Origin of the sequence: Enterococcus canis NBRC 100695, assembly GCF_001544375.1 — a bacterium.
GTDB classification, from domain to species: domain Bacteria; phylum Bacillota; class Bacilli; order Lactobacillales; family Enterococcaceae; genus Enterococcus_H; species Enterococcus_H canis.
The window spans coordinates 442,426-465,487 of record NZ_BCQJ01000001.1 but is presented as its reverse complement, the minus strand read 5'-3'; the positions used below and the strand labels follow the sequence as shown (position 1 = coordinate 465,487).

The 23,062-nt window shown below is 42.3% G+C and carries 20 protein-coding genes; 11 read left to right on the top strand and 9 right to left on the bottom strand.

The window, feature by feature from the left end:
• Positions 1 to 411 precede the first annotated feature (411 nt).
• Genes ECA01S_RS02335 through ECA01S_RS02320 form a run of 4 tightly spaced genes read left to right on the top strand, consistent with a single transcriptional unit; the run spans position 412 to position 4,116 of the window.
• On the top strand, positions 412 to 1,260 hold the full coding sequence (locus tag ECA01S_RS02335; RefSeq protein WP_067390471.1) for a helix-turn-helix domain-containing protein: 849 nt from the start codon (positions 412 to 414) through the stop codon (positions 1,258 to 1,260).
• Between the two features lie 3 nt (positions 1,261 to 1,263).
• Entirely contained in the window at positions 1,264 to 2,199 is a 936-nt protein-coding gene (locus ECA01S_RS02330) for an FAD:protein FMN transferase (protein ID WP_067390468.1), read from the top strand.
• A 15-nt stretch (positions 2,200 to 2,214) separates the two neighbouring features.
• Positions 2,215 to 2,823, top strand: coding sequence for an NADPH-dependent FMN reductase (locus ECA01S_RS02325; protein ID WP_067390465.1), 609 nt, complete (start codon positions 2,215 to 2,217; stop codon positions 2,821 to 2,823).
• An 18-nt stretch (positions 2,824 to 2,841) separates the two neighbouring features.
• Positions 2,842 to 4,116, top strand: a complete 1,275-nt coding sequence (locus ECA01S_RS02320; RefSeq protein WP_067390462.1) for an NAD(P)H-dependent oxidoreductase — start codon at positions 2,842 to 2,844, stop codon at positions 4,114 to 4,116.
• A gap of 306 nt (positions 4,117 to 4,422) precedes the next feature.
• Here the strand turns inward: ECA01S_RS02320 and ECA01S_RS02315 are convergent, their stop codons facing one another.
• Both ECA01S_RS02315 and ECA01S_RS02310 read right to left on the bottom strand, forming a co-directional pair.
• Positions 4,423 to 4,662, bottom strand: a complete 240-nt coding sequence (locus ECA01S_RS02315; RefSeq protein WP_067390459.1) for a hypothetical protein — start codon at positions 4,660 to 4,662, stop codon at positions 4,423 to 4,425.
• A gap of 451 nt (positions 4,663 to 5,113) precedes the next feature.
• Positions 5,114 to 5,695, bottom strand: coding sequence for a TetR/AcrR family transcriptional regulator (locus ECA01S_RS02310; protein WP_067390456.1), 582 nt, complete (start codon positions 5,693 to 5,695; stop codon positions 5,114 to 5,116).
• A 136-nt stretch (positions 5,696 to 5,831) separates the two neighbouring features.
• Here ECA01S_RS02310 and ECA01S_RS02305 point away from each other — a divergent pair, with 136 nt between their 5' ends.
• Positions 5,832 to 6,842: a linear amide C-N hydrolase gene (locus tag ECA01S_RS02305; RefSeq protein ID WP_067390454.1), complete on the top strand. Its 1,011-nt coding sequence runs from the start codon at positions 5,832 to 5,834 to the stop codon at positions 6,840 to 6,842.
• A gap of 5 nt (positions 6,843 to 6,847) precedes the next feature.
• Here the strand turns inward: ECA01S_RS02305 and ECA01S_RS02300 are convergent, their stop codons facing one another.
• The 5 genes from ECA01S_RS02300 to ECA01S_RS02280 form a co-directional block, all read right to left on the bottom strand.
• The gene (locus ECA01S_RS02300; protein ID WP_067390451.1) at positions 6,848 to 7,027 is read right to left on the bottom strand and encodes a hypothetical protein; all 180 of its coding nucleotides are present in this window, start codon (positions 7,025 to 7,027) and stop codon (positions 6,848 to 6,850) included.
• A 184-nt stretch (positions 7,028 to 7,211) separates the two neighbouring features.
• Entirely contained in the window at positions 7,212 to 7,517 is a 306-nt protein-coding gene (locus ECA01S_RS02295) for a bacteriocin immunity protein (RefSeq protein ID WP_067390448.1), read from the bottom strand.
• 137 nt (positions 7,518 to 7,654) lie between these two features.
• Complete coding sequence (locus tag ECA01S_RS02290; RefSeq protein WP_067390445.1) at positions 7,655 to 7,912, bottom strand: heavy metal-binding domain-containing protein; 258 nt, start codon at positions 7,910 to 7,912, stop codon at positions 7,655 to 7,657.
• 62 nt (positions 7,913 to 7,974) lie between these two features.
• Positions 7,975 to 10,284: an amidase family protein gene (locus ECA01S_RS02285; RefSeq protein ID WP_067390442.1), complete on the bottom strand. Its 2,310-nt coding sequence runs from the start codon at positions 10,282 to 10,284 to the stop codon at positions 7,975 to 7,977.
• Positions 10,285 to 10,750: 466 nt separating this feature from the next.
• Positions 10,751 to 11,359: a DUF1361 domain-containing protein gene (locus tag ECA01S_RS02280; protein WP_067390439.1), complete on the bottom strand. Its 609-nt coding sequence runs from the start codon at positions 11,357 to 11,359 to the stop codon at positions 10,751 to 10,753.
• 278 nt (positions 11,360 to 11,637) lie between these two features.
• On the opposite strand from ECA01S_RS02280, the gene ECA01S_RS02275 reads away from it, so the two are divergent.
• Genes ECA01S_RS02275 through ECA01S_RS02255 form a run of 6 tightly spaced genes read left to right on the top strand, consistent with a single transcriptional unit; the run spans position 11,638 to position 19,338 of the window.
• Positions 11,638 to 13,041 (top strand): cytochrome ubiquinol oxidase subunit I, encoded by a 1,404-nt coding sequence (locus ECA01S_RS02275; RefSeq protein ID WP_067390436.1) that lies wholly within the window; start codon positions 11,638 to 11,640, stop codon positions 13,039 to 13,041.
• Positions 13,038 to 14,057, top strand: a complete 1,020-nt coding sequence (gene cydB, locus ECA01S_RS02270; protein ID WP_067390433.1) for a cytochrome d ubiquinol oxidase subunit II — start codon at positions 13,038 to 13,040, stop codon at positions 14,055 to 14,057. Before ECA01S_RS02275 ends, cydB begins: the two co-directional genes overlap by 4 nt.
• Entirely contained in the window at positions 14,054 to 15,775 is a 1,722-nt protein-coding gene (gene cydD / locus ECA01S_RS02265) for a thiol reductant ABC exporter subunit CydD (RefSeq protein ID WP_067390430.1), read from the top strand. The genes cydB and cydD overlap by 4 nt, the downstream gene beginning before the upstream one ends.
• On the top strand, positions 15,768 to 17,510 hold the full coding sequence (cydC, locus tag ECA01S_RS02260; RefSeq protein WP_067390427.1) for a thiol reductant ABC exporter subunit CydC: 1,743 nt from the start codon (positions 15,768 to 15,770) through the stop codon (positions 17,508 to 17,510). Before cydD ends, cydC begins: the two co-directional genes overlap by 8 nt.
• 34 nt (positions 17,511 to 17,544) lie before the next feature.
• Entirely contained in the window at positions 17,545 to 17,676 is a 132-nt protein-coding gene (locus tag ECA01S_RS14685) for a hypothetical protein (protein WP_281176626.1), read from the top strand.
• Between the two features lie 54 nt (positions 17,677 to 17,730).
• On the top strand, positions 17,731 to 19,338 hold the full coding sequence (locus ECA01S_RS02255) for an ATP-binding cassette domain-containing protein (protein WP_067390424.1): 1,608 nt from the start codon (positions 17,731 to 17,733) through the stop codon (positions 19,336 to 19,338).
• Positions 19,339 to 19,417: 79 nt separating this feature from the next.
• On the opposite strand, the gene ECA01S_RS02250 is transcribed toward ECA01S_RS02255, so the two are convergent.
• Together ECA01S_RS02250 and ECA01S_RS02245 are read right to left on the bottom strand one after the other, a co-directional pair.
• Positions 19,418 to 22,177 (bottom strand): cation-translocating P-type ATPase, encoded by a 2,760-nt coding sequence (locus ECA01S_RS02250; protein ID WP_067390421.1) that lies wholly within the window; start codon positions 22,175 to 22,177, stop codon positions 19,418 to 19,420.
• A 12-nt stretch (positions 22,178 to 22,189) separates the two neighbouring features.
• Positions 22,190 to 22,963 carry a Cof-type HAD-IIB family hydrolase gene (locus tag ECA01S_RS02245; RefSeq protein ID WP_067390417.1) on the bottom strand — a complete coding sequence of 258 codons (774 nt, stop codon included), beginning with the start codon at positions 22,961 to 22,963 and terminating at the stop codon, positions 22,190 to 22,192.
• Positions 22,964 to 23,062: the final 99 nt, after the last annotated feature.

The window sequence follows — 23,062 nt, the reverse complement described above, 5'->3', positions numbered from 1 at the left end:
TTTCAAGACTAGCTTGTACCATCTTGTGATAAAAGGTACTGTGTTGAAAATTTCAAATGAATTAAGTCTCATCTAAAGAAACACACATACTTGATTAGTTTTTGACTAATCTAGCATGCGTGTTTCTTTTTTGTCATTGTTTCTGTAAACAGAATGCGCTAGAGGGAGCAAGAAACTGTTTACTTGAGTGAAGCAACAATAAAATATAACCACAGCGCTAATAAAATGTGTAATTTTATCTTTGTTTAGAATAAATTTCGCTATTTTTGACAATATATTTATTTGTATATTGAATATATAAATTTTTATATAAAAACGTTGACAAGGAAAAATCACAGGCGTAATATGACCGTGAGAAATGTGAAGAGAGACACAATGTGTCGTTCTATTTTATGAGCTGGGAGGAATAGGATGAATATAGCCGTCTTTATTGAAGCGAGAAAAAAGTTAAATCTTTCGCAAAATGAGCTGGCGCAAGGAATTTGTACGCAGGCAACTTTAAGTCGTTTTGAGAATAATGGTCAGGTGCCGAGTCTAAAAATCTTACTGCAGTTATGCGAGCGCTTGAATTTATCCATTGGCGAGATTTTTCCCAAGCGACAAGATGATGAGCTGATACAAGCGTTAGATCAGGCTGAGTTTTATTTGATTACGATGGAAGTTGAAAAGATGCGTCAGCTTTTAGCGACGATTGATGACACTAAAATCCAAGCTGAACCGACTTTAGCTAAGCAATATGCGTATCTATCTGGCTTTTTAGCAATTTCTTTAGAGCAGGAGATTGCTGACAGTTTATTTTGGTTTAACCAGATTTTACTGGAGAACGAGCCAGTAGCAGATGATATTTTTTCCTTATTAGCTTTTTGTGGCATGGGCTTAGCGTACCAGCAAATACAAGATGTCAAAAAAGCAGATGTCTATTTTGACAAGGTACTGCAAGCTGTAACCCGATATCCAGCAAGCTCTACCCACGATATTTGGCGTGTGCTGAATATTCTGTACCATACGGGTGTTTTTTACAGTCAGACGGGCGAGTTCCAAGCCGCCGACGCTCTTTTACATTACGGAATCAGTCTATGTAGTGAGCACCATGTGACGTATTATGTCGCACGAATTCAGTTTCAATTAGCACAAAATGCGCGTATCCAACAAGCGGAGCCGGCTAAAGTGCAAGAGCTTTTACAAGATGCCGCGGCCTTTGCTCGGTTGAATCAGAATCAAGTGTTATTGGCACAGATTAAGGCGTATCAAGAAGGGTAGCTTATGTTAAAGGATAACATTCATTTGATGGGCACAGTGATTGATGTCACGTTGGAAAGTAAGTTGGCAGCAGCGGGGAATGCGCTGGAAAAACAACTCATGGTCGAGATTTTTCATGACTTAGCTGTGTATGAAAAGCGGTTTTCAGCCAATGATGCGACTTCTGAATTGGCACAAGTCAATCAGCAGGCCGGCCAGGCTTTTGTGGAAGTGGCGCCAGAGCTCTTTCATTTGATTCAAGTGGGCAAAGCCGAGAGTTTACAACCGGGGCTGCTGAATATTGCCATCGGACCTTTGATTCAAACTTGGCGGATTGGCTTTTCAGATGCTCGCGTACCTAGTCAGGCAGAGATCCAACGCTTACTGCCGTTAATTGATCCGCGGGAGATTTTACTGGAACCGCAACATTTAGCGGTAAAGTTAAACCGACCTGGCATGAAAATTGATTTAGGTGCACTGGCAAAGGGGTATATTGCTGATTTGATTGTTGAAAAATATCAAGATCAACTGCAAAGCTTGTTATTGAATTTAGGTGGCAATGTGGTCAGCTTTGGTACACCACTTTATAAACCTGACCGCTGGTTTCATATTGGGATTCAAAATCCTAAATTGGGCCGCGATAACTATGATTACATTTTGCAAATTCAAGAGGAGTCCGTGGTGACTTCAGGAATTTATGAACGAAGCTTGCAGCAAAATGGCACGAATTATCACCACATTTTCGATAGTCAGACGGGCTACCCCATGCAAAACGACCTTTTGAGCCTAACGATTGTTTCAGAAAAATCGTTAGTTGGCGAAATCTATACCACACAGCTGTTTGGGCTGTCACAAGAGGAAATCTTAACTATGATAGAAACGATTTCTACTATTGAAGGAATCATCTATACAGAAGCAGGCGTTGTGCTTTCTTCTGGGATTCAACAAAAATTAATCTAAAAGGAGTTACGTTTCATGTTTAAATTTATTGGTTTAGTTGGGACGAATTCGGACAATTCTACCAACCGCAAGCTGTTGCAATATATGGCACATCATTTTCAAGCACAAGCTGAAATTGAAATCGTCGAAATTCGGGATCTGCCACTTTTCAATAAACCGGAGGATCGTCAAATTCCAGCGATTGTAGAAGAAATTGCGGCAAAGATTGAAGCCGCAGATGGCGTGATTATCTCGACCCCTGAATACGATCATGCTGCCCCAGCCGCTTTGATGAACGCGTTAAGCTGGCTTTCCTATGGTATTTATCCATTTGTAGATAAACCCGTTATGATTACCGGTGCTTCGTATGGCACATTAGGTTCTTCTAGAGCCCAAGCTCATTTGCGCCAAATCTTGGACGCACCAGAATTGAAAGCCCGTATTATGCCTAGCTCTGAATTTTTATTGAGCCATTCATTAGGCGCTTTTGATGAAAACAATGAATTACAAGTAGCAGAAGCAGTCGAAGTATTGGACGGATTATTCGCTGACTTTTTGATTTTTGTGACCTTGACGAGACAATTAAAGGCGAGTCACCAAGAAAATCTTAAAGCCGCTGAAAACTTTTCATGGGAAAATATCTAATTAGAGGAGAAATGCAGAATGAAAATCGTCGGAATCGTTGGCTCAAACGCCGAAGTTTCATATAACCGTAAACTATTGCAATTTATTCAAGCCAATTTTGCTGATTTGTTAGACCTAGAAATTTTAGAAATCAAGGATGTTCCCTTGTTCAATCAAAGTGAAGATGCTACCAACACACCAGCTATCCAAATTTTGAACAATAAAATCAAACGAGCTGATGGGGTTATTATCGCCACACCGGAACATAACCATACCATTCCAGCTGCCTTGAAATCAGTGTTAGAATGGTTATCTTTCAAGATTCATCCCTTGGAAAATAAACCAGTGATGATTGTAGGGGCCTCTTATTATGATCAAGGTTCTTCCAGAGCGCAGCTTCATTTGCGTCAAATCTTAGATGCACCTGGTGTGAATGCGATTGTTATGCCTGGTAATGAATTTCTATTGGGTAAAGTCAAAGAAGCCTTTGACGAAAACGGCGCCATCAAAGATAACCGCACGGTGGAATTTTTACAAAGCACATTACAAAAATTTGTCCGTTTTGTCGAAGTAGCGGCTCAACTGGAAGACACAGAAAAACCATTGCCAAAAGAAGATTTATTCGCAACCGGCAAAATCGCTTCTACCATTGAAGATGTTGATATGTATGCGGAGGACTGGGTGGAACAAGCAGCGGAAAAAACTAATGCCGCTAAAGGTAGTGACTATGTGGTCTTAGACCGGGGCGTATTGACAGTTGATCAACTAGATGCTTTCTTGAAATCGATGCCGATGGAATTAACCTACGCAGACAGTAATAATCAATTCCTTTACTACAATAATGTGAAAGAGCCTGATGACATGTTTGCAAAACGGGTCCCTGGACAAGCTGGGAATCCTTTGGCAAAATGCCATCCAGAAAAAGCCTATAAAAATGTGGAATGGGTCATTCAACAATTGCGCTCTGGTAAACAAGATGTCGTGCGCGTTCACGTACCAAAACATGGTCCTGAAAAATATATCGTGCATAATTATCAAGCGATTCGCGATGCTTATGGCACCTATATGGGTATCAATGAATACATTTTAGACTTTAAACCAATTATCGACTGGTATTTGCAACAAACCGGTCAACAATTAGTGGGCGACGTTGACGCTACCAGCTCCGCCTCTAAAAAAGAGAGCGCTAGTGCCGTTGATGCCACCAGCTCCGCTTCTAAAAAGGAAGCGCCTGAAGCTGCACCTAAAGCCGCTGCCGCACCTGTAGCAAAGCCGGCTGTCGACGCGACTAGCTCTGCTTCTAAAAAAGATTAATAACTAAACGCGTGCTATGTTGGAAGCTTCACTCTAACATAGCACGCATTTTTTATGCTCGTAAATAAGAGGAAAGTCGCCGCAAGTTTCTCTGATGAAAATCACTATTTGTAACGTTTGGAGCTGAAAGATGCTAGTAAAATACCCACGATGAAAATCAAAGCCGGTAACCAAATAGGTATCTCGATGAATGGTTGATAGATACTAATGGACGAAATGAGGCAAAGTAAGAGACCTATAATAAAAAGTGTGAAGTAGCATTTGTTTTTCATCTGGAGGTTTCCCTTCTGTAAGAGGTGGATGAACTCAATAGGTCCGTTCAAACTTTATCGCATGCCCAAGAAACGCAGTTAGTTGCTTAGAGGACAGACGCTTTTCAGCCGCTAACATCAGGTGTCTCTTACCAAGACTACGGATTCGCTCAGAATCATTTGCTGAAAGAATCGCTTGAGCATAGTTTTGGGTTGCAAGAATCAAGGCTGTTTGCCGTTGTGCCACTTTAGGGCCAAATAATTTTTCTAGCTCCTGCCAAGTTTGTTGAATCATCACGCCAACTCCTTTTATAGCGAGTATAACAGGAGATGACGGGGGAGAAAGGAACAGTTTTGTAAGATGGAGATAAGAGTAAAGCATATTGTTGTTTAGGTGCGATTTATGAGTTTCATGTGAAAAAGAGTTGCGCAATACTGATAACTACGTGCGCTATAAACTGACGACAGATACACCATTGTCCATGATGAAATATCGAAAGCAAGTCCGAAACGAATTTACAGAGATGATGCAACAAGAGATTTTGCCACTGCAAGATCGATAAGACCAAGAAAGATGTGCTATTCAGTGCATCTTTGAAGGACTGCTATGAAAGATGAATTGCGGTATATCTGATCATAATTTTGAAAGTAAATCAAACGCTTCACTACTCGAAAGCTGAATGAGTAGCGAAGCGTTTGCTGTTTTATTATCATATTTTTGCTTTCAGAAAATTTGGCAAGGAACTTTAGCTGATTTTATTAGGCGGATTTTGTAAGACATTCGTAATTTGCTGGTCAATCATGGCGATCATTTCGGTTAGCTCAGCTTTAGGCAACTTGAAATCTGTGGCGGTCCATTTTTGCACCATGGAAAAACAGCCTTGAACATGATAGGCCGCCAGATAAGCTAACGATTCGGTGCCACCACTGGAAATAGCCGCCCAACTTTCTAGGCTAGCACCTTGAAATAATTCAGTCAGACGTTCTAAAAAGCTATGAGGAGCGTGGTTACTGAAGAGCATTTTACAAAATAGCCGATTCTGATCTACGTAATTAAACAGTAATTGATAATATGTATCTAGTTCTGCGGTGGCATGTTTTGTCATTAAAGTAGTCAAATCGACAATTACCTGATCTTCGATTTCGTGGTACAAAGCATATATATCCTCGTAATGGGCGTAGAAAGTAGAGCGATGCACATCTGCTTGCGTACTTAGGGCGCGAATTGTGATTGTAGGCAAATCATTTTGACTTAATAAGGTAGCTAAACTTTCTTGCAGAATTTTTCTGGTTTTTTTGACACGACGGTCTTCACTATTTTTCGTCATCTTGGCTCCTTTATCCGACAAAAGCGGCAACAAGTGTCGGTTAGTCGACACTCTGGCTTACTATTGACCATTGTAACCAAAAGTCATGGCGTAATACAATCAGTGTGTAAAAAAAAGATTGAAAAGAGGATAAGCTGTGAAGAAATGGATCAAAGTAGTTTTAGCCAGTTTAGCAGTATTACTAATCATAGGAGGAAGTGTTTTATTTACTCGTATCAGAACGATTCAAACGATTGAAAAAGTTGAGGGAGATCTCTACAAAGCCGATTATAAACTAGATGAAGTTTTAGCTGAAGGCGTGGCGAGTGTTTCTGATTTGGAAGAAATGTTGTCGAAAAAGTTATTTTTTGGCTATCCTATTGAGACGAATGAGAATCTGTTTGGCTGCAGTGCTTTTATGGTCAAGACGCCAACCGGAGAAAATTTAGTAGGTCGGAATTTTGATTATGCCAAAGCAGGAGCATTACTTCTATATACTGAGCCTAAAGCAGGTTATGCTGCCTATTCCATGGTTAATTTAGCCCATCTTGGCGTTTCGAAAGAGGAAGGTACCATGCCTGAAACTTTAAAAGGCAAGCTAGCAATTTTGGCGGCCCCGTATGGTTCTGTGGATGGTCTCAATGAAAAGGGGTTAAGTGTTTCAGTTTTGGAGTTGCAGACTGAACCAACTGTGCAACAAAATGGAAAAACACCAATTACGACGACGGTAGCAGTTCGCATGCTTCTTGATAAAGCAGCATCAACGGAGGAAGCTATTACGTTATTAAAAAAATATGATATGCATTCATCAGCCGGCAAACCCTATCACTTTTTGATAGCAGATAAGTCAGGGAAGTCAGTGGTCGTTGATTGGGCAGGTCAGCAGTTGAATGTGGTGCCAACGGATAGAGCTACTAATTTCCAGCTTTCGAAAGGCAACGATGAGGGTGTGGGCATCGGCCACGATCGCTACCAAACATTAACTTCCGCCATGAGTGCCAAAAAAAGCTGGACCCCAGCGGAAGCAATGTCTCTACTGGAAAAGGTTAAAATCCCTTGGAATGGTGAATGGCAGACAGAATGGTCAGCAGTGTATCACTTAGATGATTTTTCGGTAGATTTAGTGAGTGATATGAATTACGCCAAAGTCCACCGATTTTCAAGGTAAATAGATTATTCTGAGGTTGATTTATTGAAAGATTGGACACAAAAAACTAGTAGACTGATGAAAAATGCTTGGAGCCAATCTTTTCCAGTTAAGAAGGGATCTTGAAAGGCAAAGTTAATTAAGCCAAGTAATAGCAATAGTGCGAGAAAGGTAAGTAAGCTATGAATCAGTGCTTTGGGTTTCATCCTGTGCACGCCTCCTTGAGCGTATGTTATTTTTCTGAATTATTTTCTGATTTCCCTTGGCGGATGGCAACAAAAGTCAAAAATAAACTGATACAGGTTAGGAATAAGATGAATGTTGTTGTATTCACGAAATCACCTCGCTTGTTAGTTTCATCAACGGCCAACAAATTGGATATGTTGAAAATTACAAAATGCCCCAGACAGGCACCATCATAGCAGTAATGGCAATCCCTTTATACTTTTCAGCATCCCGTTTGATTTGGTAATACAGGGTTGAGACTGCTATGGGAACTTGGTTATGATGCCCCAAAGAATAAATAGCAATCTTGCCAGTCAAGTTGGCAGCCACCAGTCCGGTATCATCGGTTTTTTCTAATTCTTGGGCTGCATTGAGGAGCATATCTTGTAATTCTGAGATAGCTGCGACTTGCTCATCAGCATAGGCGATGCTCAATTGGTCCATCATAAGTGTGACTTTTTCTTTTGACATAACAATCATCTCCTTTAAGTAAGAATACTCTTTCTATAGAAGGAAACAAGGGGACGAGGCGAATCTAACAAAACTGATAGATTAACGAAAACCGCGCTGATTTCAATCGAATCAGCGCGGTTTAAGTATAGTTGTGGCTATAAATCTTCCAGATAAACGGCAGTCCCCATTACAACAGGGAGCGTTTTGTCTGCCAAAGCAAAACTGATTCCTAAGACGGCATTGGCACCCAATTCGGCTGCATTTTTTTCTAAGTCCTGCAAAGCTCGCTCCAAGTAGTCGCCAATTAGGACAGTGGTACGAATTCCCCGTAATTTGTCATCAAAGCCAGAGATGATACCGAATTCTTTAGTGACTTTTTTACCGGGGTAGCTAGTAAGGGTTGAAGTAATCATAAATTTTCTCCTTTTTTCCTTAAGGATAGCATAGTAACGGTAAACTGGAAATAAGCTGATTTTTAGCGCTTACGTTGCTTTAATAGAATGAAAGTAAATAGAACTGTGATTCCGCCGAATAATGATAGTCCCACTTCTTGTGTATCATTTGTTTGCGGTAAGGAATCTGCTTTTTTCTTGGGCTGTTTATCTGCTTTTTGTTTAGCGGTATTTGTTGAGTTTGATGAACCACTGTTGGTAGAACTCGAAGCAGTTTTTGATGGCGTAATTTGCTTTTTATCACTTGACACGTGGGTTTCAGACATTACACTAGTCGTGTCAGTCGTGTCAGTCGTGTCAGTCGTGTCAGTCGTGTCAGTCGTGTCAGTCGTGTCAGTCGTGTCAGTCGTGTCAGTCGTGTCAGTCGTGTCAGTCGTGTCAGTCGTGTCAGTCGTGTCAGTCGTGTCAGTCGTGTCAGTCGTGTCAGTCGTGTCAGTCGTGTCAGTCGTGTCAGTCGTGTCAGTCGTGTCAGTCGTGTCAGTCGTGTCAGTCGTGTCAGTCGTGTCAGATGTTTCAGACGTATCCAACGGGGTACTTGAACTGTCTTCTGATTCATTCTTTTCTGGTTGATGGAATTGCTGTTGGTTTTCAAATAATTTTCCTACCGTTAGCAATAGCTGATCATTATTCAAGGCTGCGTTAAACTGAATACCTAGTGGCAGACCATCCTTTGATATAAATGTGGGTAGACTAATGGCCGGCTCGCCTGTTAAATTAGCTAACTGTGTGTATGGAGAATAGGTAAGTGCAGGGAGCCACTGATCATAAACTAGCTGCTGCTTTTCTTCTTTAGACAAGCTTTCCATTGTCTTAATTTTTTCAATATCCTCCTCGTGCATCAATGTATCATTAACCAAAGGAGCGGTGCTAGCAGTTGTTGGAGTCAGAAATAATGGATATTGTTCATGAAAAGCGGCCATTTGTTCACTGATTTGTTGAACGGAGGTCCAAGCTGCCGTAATATCCTCCTTAGTTGTATCCTTAGACAATTGATAAAGGGCCCAGGTCGTCCAGTCAACATCATTTATTTCCACATGTCGCTTAAGCTTTGAGGTAGCAAGATAATCAATGACCCCAACAGAACCCGCCCCAATCGTATAATAGTTTTGCATCAATTTGACACCATCAATAGGATAGGCCACTTCAACGGTTTTGAACCCTTGTGCTTGTAAAAAGTCGACCGCTTGCAGCACGGCTTTCTTTGCTTCACTAGAAACAGGCGTTCCTACGGGAGAAGCAGTGGTGTACGCGATGGTAGTGGTAGGGTCGAGTGTTTGACTAGGTAAGTCTTTACTTAGCAGCATATCAAAAAGGGCTTGTGTGTCGTCCATCGTTTTAGTCTCAGCAAAGTGAACGGTTTGATTTGTTGCACTACCGCTAGTTCCGCGGGTAACACCACGAGATGGCTTGAAGCCGATAATATCATTCCAAGAGGCTGGAATACGGATTGAACCGCCAGCATCGCTACCGCTAGCGATAGGTGCATAGCCAGCTGCAACGCCTGCGGCAGATCCACCAGAAGAACCACCAGCTTGATAGGCTGGGTTTATACCAGAACCAGTTGGACCGTACAGCTTAGAGTTTGTGATGTTTTTCAAGCCTAGTTCGGGAAAATTTGTTTGTCCAATAATAATAAAGCCAGCCTTTACAAATTCTTTGGTGAAGCTGCCATTACTACTAGAAATCGTTCCATCCATGAAGGCTAATCCATTGGTATTTTCACCACCGGCGATGGTATGGCCTAGCCCCTTCATCAAGATTGGTACGCCTAAAAAAGGTTGACCGGTATCTTCCAAACTAGCGGCTTCTGCCAATGCTTTATCTTTACGTAAGGTGATCATGGCATGGATTTGGTCATCTAAGGCATCAATTTTTTCAAAGGCAAAATGGACTAGCTGAACACTGGTTACTCGTTTATCCCGGATTGCTTGTGCCAATTCTAAGGCAGAACTCTTTTCGTAATCTGCCATGGTAAACGCTGAATGAGGCTCAGATGACGAAGTTTTCTCGTTGGCGTCAAACGTAGTACTGATGGTAGTCCTTTGTGCAGCTGGTGCGACTAATTCTTCTTCTGCTGTGTTGCTGGTTGAGGTGCTGGATTCTTTTGAATCTGTGCTAGTAGCCTGAGTTTGATTGGCAGTACTAGTGGAACTGAGGGTAGGACTGATTTCTTTAGAAGTGTCCGTGGTAGTTGTAGATGAGACTGATTGGGAAGTAGTTGCTACAACCGATTCAGCTGTGGTGTCGGCGAAAGCGGCACCATTTGGCTGTATAAAAGCAAGTGCTATGGCGACTATCGCGATTTTATTTTTCCAACGAAGTTGTTTTTTCATTTTTTTACCCCTAACAAAAAGTTGTTTAAATGACAGTAGAAAATAAAATAAAAATCGTTTTCATTTATCATTCTGACTTATCTTACGGGATAGAACTCGCAGTCTCAAGGATAGCGACTTAAAAGGGCCTAACAGTTTTGTTAGGTCCCAATTTTGGTGAAAAAACAAAAAATATTTTCTGAATGACGCTAAAATTGACGATAGCCTATCCGGAAAACCGGATAGGCTATCTAACGAATGTCATGTCAATATTTAAAGTTGGATCAGACTATTACTATAAATTAACTTTTTCTCGTTTAAACGACGCATTCCCAAACCTCTAATACGTCCTTGTAACCCTTTAGTTACGCCAGTTTTGAATAAACTTCTTCAAAAGAAGCTAACTTTTCGCATATAAATGATGTTTCGTATGAAAATAGTATACCATAGATTTTCAGAAAAATCCTATCAGACCTTCGGCGGATTTTTAGGCGGCGACTTTTTTCAACCATGAAGGGACTTGCCAAAGCAAGAGTTGAATAATCGTAAAAATGAGGATAAAGGCCAACTTATCCCAGTCCCAGAGGCCAAAAATAAGCGTAAGAGTTTGGAGTGGCGCGATTAAGAAATGGACAGAATGAAGCCGTAAAAAACGCCCTGCGTAAATACCTAAGGCAGCTAAAACAAAGACGGCAACTAAGACAAGACGTGATTGTTTAGGAAAAAATTTTGCTAGTAAATGTTCTGCAGAGCGCACACCAAATGTGGGTAGAAATAGGATTGGTACGATCAGTAATAGAAAAGAGAACCAGCTTGTGATGTCATTATGAAAAATAGCATTTTCCGAGTAGATAGACAAAGTCTCCAAATGAAAGAGATCTGTCAAAAGATAGGGAATATTAGGATAAAATAGCAGCCAGAAAAGCAGACTGATTTTGCCTAGGAGACTGTCTACCCGTTTTTCAGCAAACCACGCTATTTCCAAGGGAATCCAAGCTAATAAAACATTCAACGCCATAAAAGGGAAAAAGGGCGCTAAAAAATACATAAATAATAGATAGCCGAATAAAATCAGACGAAACCAAGTTTTATACATATGATCCTCCAGAGTTGTTCATTGTCTAACATTCTAAGCGAGTGGCAGTCATTTTGCATCTTTTTTTAAAGATAAATTAGTAGAATTTAGCTTAGATAGCGTCGCTTCTACTGAAAAAAACAACACTTCAATCAGAAAAAAAGACAATTTTCACAAAATTGTCACTTTCGGTTTCTTTCTTTCGCTTTTTTAAAGACGCAGGAGTATATTCAATTGGGTAGTCATTATTTCGAAATACTTTTCGATAACACGCATTATTTTAAAAGGGAGGAAATGAAATGGATATTGTCACATTGGCACGGTTCCAATTCGCCATGACAACGATTTTTCACTTTTTCTTTGTGCCGTTTTCAATCGGGACCGCACTTGTCGTAGCGATTATGGAAACTGGGTTCGTCATCACAAAGAAAGAGCAGTACCGACGGATGGCGAAATTTTGGGGAAACATTTTTTTACTAAGCTTTGCGGTAGGGGTAGTAACAGGTATTATTCAAGAATTCCAATTCGGTATGAATTGGTCTGATTATTCCCGCTTTGTCGGCGACATTTTTGGTGCGCCCCTCGCAGTTGAAGCGTTATTAGCATTCTTTATGGAATCAACGTTTTTAGGGCTCTGGATTTTTACGTGGGAGCGAGTTAATCCCAAGCTCCATGTGGTCTTTATCTGGCTAGTAACGATTGCCTCCATGCTTTCGGCCTTTTGGATTTTAGCGGCGAACAGTTTCATGCAACATCCAGTCGGCTACACGATTCGCAATGGACGTGCAGAAATGACGGATTTTGGTGCTTTACTCATAAATCATCAAGTATGGTATGAATTTGCTCATGTCATCACGGCGGCCATCACGATGGGCGGCATCATTGTAGCTGGATTGGCAGCTTTTCGGTTACTACAAAAGAACGTTGACCGGGAATTTTTTAAAAAGTCACTTCGTGTTGGGTTAGTGGTTTCATTATTTGGTTCGGTGGCTGTTCTAGGGGCTGGCGATTTACAAATGAAGGCTTTGATTGAAGATCAACCAATGAAATTCGCTGCAATGGAAGGAACCTATGACGACACAGGCGACCCGGCAGCTTGGACCTTGATTGCATGGGATAACGAACGGGAACATAAGCAAGTCTTTGGCGTTCAAGTTCCTTATATTTTAAGTATTTTAGCGTACGGCAAACCATCTGGTGCCATCAAAGGGATGGATCATGTTAATAAAGAATTAGTGGAGCAATACGGGGACCGGGACTACTACCCACCGGTTAATGTTTTGTTCTGGAGTTTCCGCATCATGGCAGGCTTTGGTGTACTTATGCTTTTAGTTTCCGCTTTAGGTTTGTTCTTGACACGCAAGAAACGACCAATTTTATACGAAAAGCGCTGGTTACTGTGGATTATGGGCTTAACAACCTTTACGCCATTTATCGCCAACACTTCTGGTTGGCTGATTACCGAGTTAGGTCGTTATCCGTGGACGGTTTACGGCTTATTTACCATTGAAGATAGCGTGTCACCAAATGTTTCAGTCACATCACTGTTGATTTCCAATACGGTTTATTTCTTACTCTTCTCCACTTTGGCGATTACGATGATTACTTTGATTCGTCGAGAGTTGAAAAAGGGACCAGAATTGCCGAACAACGATAAGACGGATTCGGCAGATCCATTTGACAGGGAGGTGTTTGGCGCATGAGCGGTCTACAATTATTATGGTTTGTTTTAATTGGCGTCCTTTTCTCAGGTTTCTTCTTCTTAGAAGGGTTTGACTTTGGCGTCGGCATGTCGGTCCAAACGCTAGCGCATAATGAGGATGAGAAGGATCAGCTAGTCGCAACGATTGGGCCAGTTTGGGATGGCAATGAAGTCTGGCTACTAACAGCAGGTGGCGCCATGTTTGCTTCATTTCCTTACTGGTATGCTTCTTTATTCAGCGGCTACTATTTGATTTTGTTAGTGATTTTAGTAGGTTTGATCATTCGTGGTGTTTCCTTCGAATTTCGTCATCGGGTAGCGCCTGAGAAAAAACAAACATGGAACTGGACACTAACTATCGGCAGTTTGATAGTACCGTTCTTCTTTGGCTTATTGTTTATTAGTATGATTCAAGGGATGCCGCTAGACGGAGAAGGGAATATGTCTGCTCATTTTGGAGACTATGTTAATCTCTTTTCCATTGTGGGTGGCGTTGCCTTAACCTTATTGTGCTACTTACACGGCTTGAATTATATTGCACTAAAAACCACCGGACCAATTCGAGAACGGGCTCGTAATTATGCTAGTGCTTTTTATTGGGTCCTATATGCTGGCCTGGTTGTGTTTGCGATTCTGCTGTTTTTCCAAACCGATTTCTTCCAGCAACATTTTTTAATCACTTTAGGCTTGTTGGTGGTGATTGTTGGTTTGACTGTTTTAGCCAATTGGGCTGTGGTTAAGGGCAAAGAACGCATCGCCTTTTTTGCCAGTGGCTTAACACTGGTGGTGCTAGTGGTGTTGCTCTTCTCTGGTCTATTCCCTCGTGTCATGATCAGTTCTTTAGGCGCGCAATATGATCTATTGATTGCGAATGCTTCTTCAAGTCCTTATACGCTAAAGGTTATGAGTTACCTATCCTTGACAATTTTACCATTTGTCTTAGCCTATACGGGTTGGAGCTATTATATTTTCAGAAAACGCGTAAGTCATACCGCTGTAACGGAGGGGTATAAATGATTGATAAGTCAATTATGAAACTCCCTGGAATGAAGCGCGTACTCGGATTGCTTGCAGGATTTGCCTTCCTGCAGGCAATCTTTATTATCGGCCAAGCTTGGGGTCTCGCTGCGGCAATCACGGCTGTCTGGTCGGGTGAACCCTTAAGCGGTCAGTGGCTTTGGGTACTGCTCTTTTTCGCCTCGTTTAGTGGCCGCCAACTGGTGATTTATTTCCGCGGCGCCTATTTAGATCATTATAGTTATCAAGAGGCTAGCCGTATTCGAACGCAATTGCTGCATAAGATTTTTCGTGTCGGGCCTAGTATTGTTCAAGCAGAAGGTACGGGGAATATTACTACGATGGCTTTAGATGGTGTCAATCAAGTTGAAAATTATTTGCAACTGATTTTGGCTAAAATTATGAATATGATGTTGATACCATTTTTGATTCTAATAGTGGTTTTTTGCCTGGATTGGCAGTCTGGCTTAGTACTTTTGATTGTCTTTCCATTGATCATTATCTTTATGATTATTTTGGGCTATGCCGCCCAAAGTAAGGCAGACAAACAATATCGGACGTTTCAACTGCTATCGAATCACTTTATCGACTCACTCCGAGGAATTGATACCCTAAAACTATTTGGTATCAGCAAGCCTTATGGACAAAGTGTTTTTCGTTCCAGCGAACGATTCCGTAAAGCAACCATGAGTACATTAAAAGTAGCCATTTTATCTACCTTCGCCTTAGATTTCTTTACAACACTTTCAGTGGCTGTCGTTGCGGTGCTCCTAGGGTTACGCTTAATCAACGGGGCAATTTTGTTGTTTCCGGCTTTAACTGTTTTGATTTTAGCGCCGGAGTATTTTTTGCCGATTCGTGATTTTTCTAGCGATTACCATGCTACCTTAGATGGAAAAAATGCCATGACCGCAATTCAAACGATTTTAGATTTTCCCGAAACAGCACCAGTTAGCCAAGCGCTAGCGACTGTTTCCAGTGAAACGGAAATCATGATCGGACAACTGGATTTTGGTTATACAGAAACGGCAACACTTAAGGATATTCAGTTTAAAACGAAGGGGTTTCAAAAAATCGGAATTATTGGCATGAGCGGTTCCGGTAAGTCCACGTTAATTAACTTATTAAGTGGCTTTTTGACGCCAACCTCAGGAAAAATTAAGGTGGATGATCAAGCACTAGCAACTTTTGAGCAGGCAGACTGGCAAAAGCAGTTGATTTATATTCCGCAAAATCCTTACATTTTTCATCTGACATTGCGAGAAAATCTGATCTTTTATCATCCACAAGCGACGGATGAACAAGTTCACCAAGCATTGGAAGTAGCTGGTTTAACGGAGTTAGTAGCAGAAATGCCACAAGGACTAGAAACGATGTTGGGCGAAGGTGCCCGCACTTTAAGCGGCGGACAAGCGCAGCGAATCGCGTTGGCACGGGCCTTTCTCGATCAGGAACGTAGCATTCTCTTGTTTGATGAACCTACTGCCCATCTAGACATTGAGACGGAAGTAGAATTGAAGGAACGAATGCTTCCGTTAATGGCCAATCACTTAGTCTTTTTTGCCACTCACCGCCTTCATTGGATGGCGGAGATGGATCATATTCTCGTCTTGGAAGACGGACGGATAGTTGAGCAAGGGAGCCTAGCAGAGCTTGAAGCAAAAAATGGGGCCTTTGTTCGTTTAACAAAAGCTATGAGGGGGGAGCGTAATGCATAAAATCGGCTTATTTCAGGCGTTGAAACATGATACTTGGATCAAACCATTTTTAAAACGCTACAAAGGTGCGCTACTATTAGCCATTGCTTTAGGCTTTTTGACCTTTTTTTGTGCCGGTGCATTGATGTTCAATTCCGGCTACTTGATTAGTCGGGCGGCCTCACTGCCAGAAAATATCCTTATGATCTATATTCCAATTGTGCTAACGCGAGCCTTTGGGATTGGCCGACCTGTTTTCCGCTATATTGAGCGATTGACGAGTCATAACTGGGTCTTGAAAATGACCTCTCACTTGCGGTTGAAGCTATATGATCGCTTGGAGAAAGACGCGATCTTTTTTAAGAGTCATTACCGCACCGGTGATATTTTAGGACTTTTGGCAGAAGATATCAACCACATTCAGAACCTTTATTTGCGGACGATTTTTCCCACACTGATTGCCTGGTTGTTATATGTGTTCATCGTGCTTGCGCTAGGTTTCTTTTCTTGGTGGTTTGCGTTGATGATGCTTTTGATGATGGGCGTCGTGGTGTTGATCTTACCATTATGGTCGGTGATTAAAAATGGTGCACGCCAAGAAAAACAAAAGCAATTAAAAAATCAGCTTTATACAGAATTAACTGATAATATCCTAGGTGTCTCCGATTGGATTTTTGCGCAACGAGGAACGGAATATGTAGCCAAGCAAGCTGAAGTAACGTCTAAGCTACGGCAAACCACCCAGGAGTTAAATCGTTTTGACCGCAAGCGGGACCTATATTTGCAGTTGACAGTCGGACTGATTGCTATTGCTCTGTTGGTTTGGTCCAGCTATCAGTTTCCTGGTGTGCGTGGTGGGGCGGCCAACTGGATTGCGGCTTTTGTTTTGACTGTGTTTCCCTTGATAGACGCTTTTGCACCACTCCCGGCAGCAGCTCAAGAGACCAACATCTACAAGGATTCGATCAAGCGACTCAATGAGTTACCAGATTTAACTGAGGCGGTAGGGGCTAAAGCCCTGTCTGGCCCACTAACGATTCAGATTCAAGATGTCCATTTTCATTATCCTGAAGCTGAGCGGGAGATTCTAAAAGGTCTCGATTTACGATTCGTTCCAGGCGAAAAAGTAGCCATTTTAGGGCGCAGTGGTTCTGGTAAAAGTACGCTAGCCTCATTGATTCGTGGGGATTTAACGCCTACACAAGGTTCGGTAACCCTGAATGAACAGGCCACGAATCAATTTGGGGACGAGATTAGTCGTTATATTGGCGTCATTAATCAAAATCCGTATCTGTTCCATACAACGATTTTAAATAATTTGCGAATCGGGAACGAGGAGGCTAGTGAAGCAGATGTTTGGCAAGTCATTGAAAAAGTGGGCTTGTTACCACTGGTTCAGTCACTGCCTGAAGGTCTGCAAACATTAGTGGATGAGGCGGGGCTACGGTTTTCCGGAGGCGAACGTCACCGCTTTGCCCTAGCTCGGATTTTATTGCAGGATGCACCGATTATTTTACTAGACGAACCGACTGTTGGTCTTGATCCGATTACCGAGCAAGCAGTGTTAGATACGTTTTTCCGCGAGCTACAGGACAAAACGGTCATTTGGATCACACATCATCTACAAGGAATCTCCTTAATGGATCGTGTCTTGTTTATTGAAGATGGTGAGTTGACCATGTCAGGATCACCAAGTGAATTAGCCCAAAATAATGACCATTTCCGTCATTTATTGGCGATTGATCAAGGGAGATAAGGAGCAGGGATCAGCACTAGCTGGTCCCTTTTTTGTGGATGTAGCACGTTTATACTTGTTTGAAATTTCAGAAAACGGTATCATTAAGAAAATGAACAAAGGTGGTGATCCAATGAATCAGCAGATTCGCTGGACAGATCCGTTGACGGCCCGACTTCCTCATTAATAAAAATGTGGAGTTGGGCTGACGGAAGTCATCTTGACTCAGAAGGAGCCAATGATGAAAAAATATTTTTTAGCACACAAGGTACTGGTTTTTAAACACGTCTTAGCCTGTCTGTTAGCGGCTGGCTTGATGGTGGGAAATGCTTTTGTAATTCAAGGCCTTACGAGTGTCGCCTTGTCACAAAATTTGCGCCAATTTGTACAAATGGCCCTCTTTGCCGTAGTCTTTTTGATTGTGGAGGCGTATTTTGATTATGTTCCGCGGGTTACAAAAGCTAAAGCAGTGCAAAGCATCACCGCCTCGTTGCGGCAAGACTTATTGCGTCATGATATTGAGACGCCGCTTGCGCAAGTTGAAGCAGAAGCCAGTAGCCTACGGGTAAGTCGCTTAGTAAATGAGTTAGCAGTGATTGAAGAAAGTTACTTGAAGCCAATTTTTAGTTGTATTTTGACGATTTTTACATTTGTATTTTCTTTGATTGCGGCATTATGGCTACAAAGTCAATTGACGCTTTTGATGGTCTCTTTATCCTTCATTCCACTGTTAGCACCTCTTATCAATCAGCGGGTGTTGGCCAATAAAAAGCAGATCTCAGTTGCCGCGCAAAAGAATCTTTTAGGTGTCTATGAAGAAATCGCCGTAAATTTGTCTACCATTCGTTTGCGCTTAGCCGGCAGTACCTTTACCCAACGTTTTCAAAAGGTGAATCAGCAGCTAGCATTTGCCAAAACAGATTTTGAAGGTTCGCAAGGAAAAACATATGCCATTTCATACGGTCTTTCCAATATTGTTTATTCCGGTACATGGATTATAGGTGGATTTTTTGTTTTTCAGGATTGGCTAACCTTGCCAGAATTGATTGCCATGACAGCTTTAATGAGCACAATTGCTGGCCCCATTCAAATGTTGAGTGAATATGTTTCTGATTTGTCAGCGAGCCGAAAAGTAGTGACTAATTTTTTACAGACGATTCAGCCAGCCGAAAAGGTCACTGGGGAACCTTTAAAAGAAACTATTCACGCCATTGAGCTACGAAATGTCACTTATAGTCGTGGGGAACGGCAGATACTCAGCCACTTGAGCTATACTTTTTTCATTGGAAAACGGTATGCGATCATTGGCGAAAGTGGTGTGGGGAAAAGTACGCTGCTATCGTTAATATTAGGCATTCAAAATGCACAAAATGTCTTTGTAAATAATCAGGCAATCGCAACGCTTGACAAAGCGGATTACTGGCAGCAAATTGCGTACGTACCGCAAAAAACCGCAATTTTTGAGGGTACACTCTCAGAAAATATCACCCTGTTCCAAAAGGGTGACCCTATCCAGCTTGCCCAGGCTTTAAAACGAGCCGGACTAGCTAATCTATTGGAAGAGCTAAGTCTTTCTGGTAATTTAGATGCAGTGCGGCGTTTATCCGGTGGAGAAGAACGACGGTTAGACATCGCGCGGGCTCTTTATCGGAAGGCACCTGTTCTGATTCTAGATGAGCCCACGACGGGTTTAGACCGCAAAAATGAGCGAGCAATCGGGGAGCTGTTGACTAGTCTAGAGGAACAGCTGGTGATTGCTGTGACTCATTCTCGTGACTCGGAGTTTCTAAAAAATTTCGATGTTGTGCTGGAACTCCAGGCTGGCGTGCTAAAGGAACATGTTTTGTAAACAGACGTATAGAAACAATAAACAGCAGTTCACGAAGGAAACGCTTCGTAAACTGCTGTTTGTGTATCTCTGCTTATTTCTAGGAATCGGCTTTACGTAAACGGCGGCGTAAAAAGAATTTGCGTAATTCTTCAAAGAGAATCACCGGGATGGGGATTGCAATCAAATACAGCCAATCTTGCGGCCGAATGGCGGCAGTATTAAAGGCAGACTGTAAAAACGGGACATAAATTAAACAACTGATCAGGACGAGCTCAAAGGCAATCCCGAACAGAACACGCCGATTGGTAAAAAAGCCGATTTTGAACAATGATTCCGTCGTTGTCCGGCAATTGAAAACAGCACCGATTTGACTAAATACAATGGCCGCGAGTGTCATGGTGGTAGCAACGGCATAGACATTACCACCATTCGCTAAAGGCACCTGTGGCCAACCATTTAATACGTTGACGTAGAAGTAAGCGCCAATGGAAAAAAGTGAGGCCATCAAGCCGTACCACCCAAAAGCTTTTAGTAGGATGTTTCGTGTCAGTAAATGGGCGCCACGTTTTCGTGGTGGCCGTTTCATCGTTCCAGGCTCCGTCTTTTCAGTGGCCAGTCCTAATGCAGGAAACATATCCGTTCCTAAATCGACGGATAGTATCTGCATAACCGTCAGCGGTAAGGGAATCAAACCTCTGGAAAAAAGAAACAGGACAGACGGAATTGCCTCTGGTAGATTGCTGTTTAAAATATACAAGAGAAATTTTTGAATATTGCTGTAAACCGTTCGTCCTTCTTCAATGGCATTGACAATAGAGGTGAAATTATCATCCGCTAAAATCATATCAGCCGCTTCCTTGGCAACATCAGTTCCCGTGATACCCATAGCAACACCAATATCCGCTTTTTTCAAGGCTGGGGCGTCATTAACGCCATCACCAGTGGAAGCCACAATCTCGCCTAAGCTTTGAAGCATACTTACTACCCGATATTTTTGTTCTGGTGCCACTCGGGCGAAAATAATTTCATGTTGTAAGTTTTCTTTCAAGTCTTCATCTGCCATCGCCGTCAATTGCTCGCCCGTAATCACGCGAACATCGTCACCTCTGACAACACCAATCTTACGCGCAATACTTTCAGCCGTTAAACCATAATCACCCGTTACCATAATGATCCGGATGCTAGCGTCATGACAGGTTTGGATGGCCTCCAATACATTATCACGGGGCGGATCTTGACTAGCCGTCAAGCCTACGAAAATCAATTCCTGTTCGACACTGGCGATGGTCGTGTCTTGGTTAGTCAACTGCCGATAAGCGAAAGCCAACGTTCGCAAGCCCGCTTTGGCAAAGTCGTCATTTTTGGCTAAAATTTGCTGTTTGACGGTATCATCTAAAGGAAGTACCTGCCCATTTTTAAGATACTGAGTTGCAACATTTAAGGTTTCATCAATGCCACCTTTGGTAAACGCCCAACTTTTTTCTCCCTCTTGATGGATCGTGGTCATTCGCTTTCGTTTGGAGTCAAAAGGCAAGACGCTTTTTCGCGTGTAGGTCTGTTGGGCCTGTTGACGGTCAAATTGAGCCTTCCCAGCCAAAACGAGAATACTGCCTTCGTCAGGACTGCCTACTAGCTGTAAACTGTTATTCTTTTGTTCAAGAGAAGAGTCATTATCTAAGACCCCAATTCGCAACAATTGGCACAGATCAGTTTCTTTAGTTAAGTCAATGGTTTGCTGATTTTTCGTTACCTGACCATGGAAGTTATAGCCCGTACCGCTAACTTCATATTGTGCGCTAGGGAGCCAAACCTGCTCAATAGTCATTTCATTTTTCGTTAAAGTTCCTGTTTTATCTGAACAAATGACGGTCGTTTCCCCTAACGTTTCAACACTATTAAGGTGTTTCACTAAAGCATTACGTTTAGCCATTTTTTGGACAGCCATTGCCAGTGATAACGTAACCGTTGGCAGGAGACCTTCGGGGATAAATGCAACCACCATTCCCAAGGCAAATATAAAGGATTGAACCCAAGGAGAGTGAACAAAAAAGATAGCAGCTAAAAAGAAGAGGATACCAATAATAATCGCAATCATCGAAAGCTGACGAGTCAGGACTTCCAGTTCCTTTTCTAAAGGACTTTTTGTTTGGTCTACGGTGTTGGTTAAAGACGCGATATGGCCAAATTCAGTTTGCATTCCGGTTGCCAGTACTAGCATATCACCACTACCGGAAACCACCGAAGTGCCTTCATAAACCAAATTAGCCTCTGCAAACTGACCAGCAGCTTGCACTTGCTGTGCTGTCAATACCTCAGCCTCTTTAGAGACGGTTGTCGATTCACCAGTCAGCGCTGATTGATTGACCTGCATACTGTCACAAATAATTAACCGACCATCTGCAGGAATGTTATCACCACTTTCCAAATGGACAACATCTCCTGGCACGAGCTCTTCTACTAGGCACTTCGCCTCTTTTCCGTCACGCAAAACCTTGGTGTAGCTAGGTAGCATTTGTTGCAAGGCATTGGTTGCCTGGGCCGCACGATACTGCTGCCAAAAACTGAAAAGACCGTTGATAACATTAACTAACCAAATGGCGATACCTAATTCAGTCATCTGAGCAATAAAGGCAATGATACCGGCGACCCAGAGCAAAATTGCCATAAAGCTAGTAAAGTTGCCTAAAAAAGTTTTTAGAAATGACTGCTTTTTGGCTGCCTCAATCTTGTTAGGACCGACCTTTTTGAGTCTAACTTGAGCTTCCTGAGTACTTAAGCCTTCCTTGGAACTATTCGTTTCCTTAAACAGTGTCTCAATCGGTGTTTCGCTCCAATGAGCTGGATCGGTTGTCGTCATTTGTGCCGCCTCCTAATCAATCAATTGGTAGTGCCGCAAGCCTCGAACAATGCCATCTGAGGAATGGTCAGTTGTAATAAAATCGGCCTTGACCTTTAATTCCTCGCGGGCGTTCCCCATGGCAATTTTGGTATCCACCGCATCAAAGAGCGCCAAGTCGTTAGGGCCGTCGCCAAAGGCAAAGGTTGGAATACCGGTTAGTTTGAGTCGTTGGATCAGCTCCTTAACGCCAGTTCCTTTATCCTGCCCTTTAGGTACGACATCCATGGAGTAGGGTGTGTTGCGGTAAAAGGCCAGTTCTGGAAATTGTGTTGGATAATAGTCATCGCCACCTTCACCTAAGACCAGCAGCATATTGATTGGTTCATTTTGAAAAATCAGTGGATCAACAGCTGGCGGGGCTTCATTTACAAAGCGAAAGGCATTGATTGCCGCGGGCGTTTCTGCCGAAATCCAGCGTGCTAAGGTATTCAAGTAAGCCAGCTCATGTCCTTGGCTATGGGCGGTATGATACAATTTCAAAATCAGATCATCCGGTATGGTATGACTGAAAATTTGCTGGCCGTTGATTTGTCCATATTGACCGTTCATGGCAATCAAAGAATCAATCTCAGTTTCCGCCATAAATTTTTTGATTTCTACAGGCGGTCTACCCGTGGCAATAAAGGGAATATGCCCGTTTTCTCGTAATTGAGTTAGAGCAGCTTTTACCTCTGGGGTGATTTCTGAGCGTTCGTTAAGTAAGGTACCATCTAAATCGAAAAATACTAATGAATGGATTGTCATCATCATTCCTCCTATCCCTTTCATGATAGGACAATCCCCGATTTAGCACAATTATTTACTATTCGTGAACTTTCATGAAAGCTTTTTTGAAGAAAATTG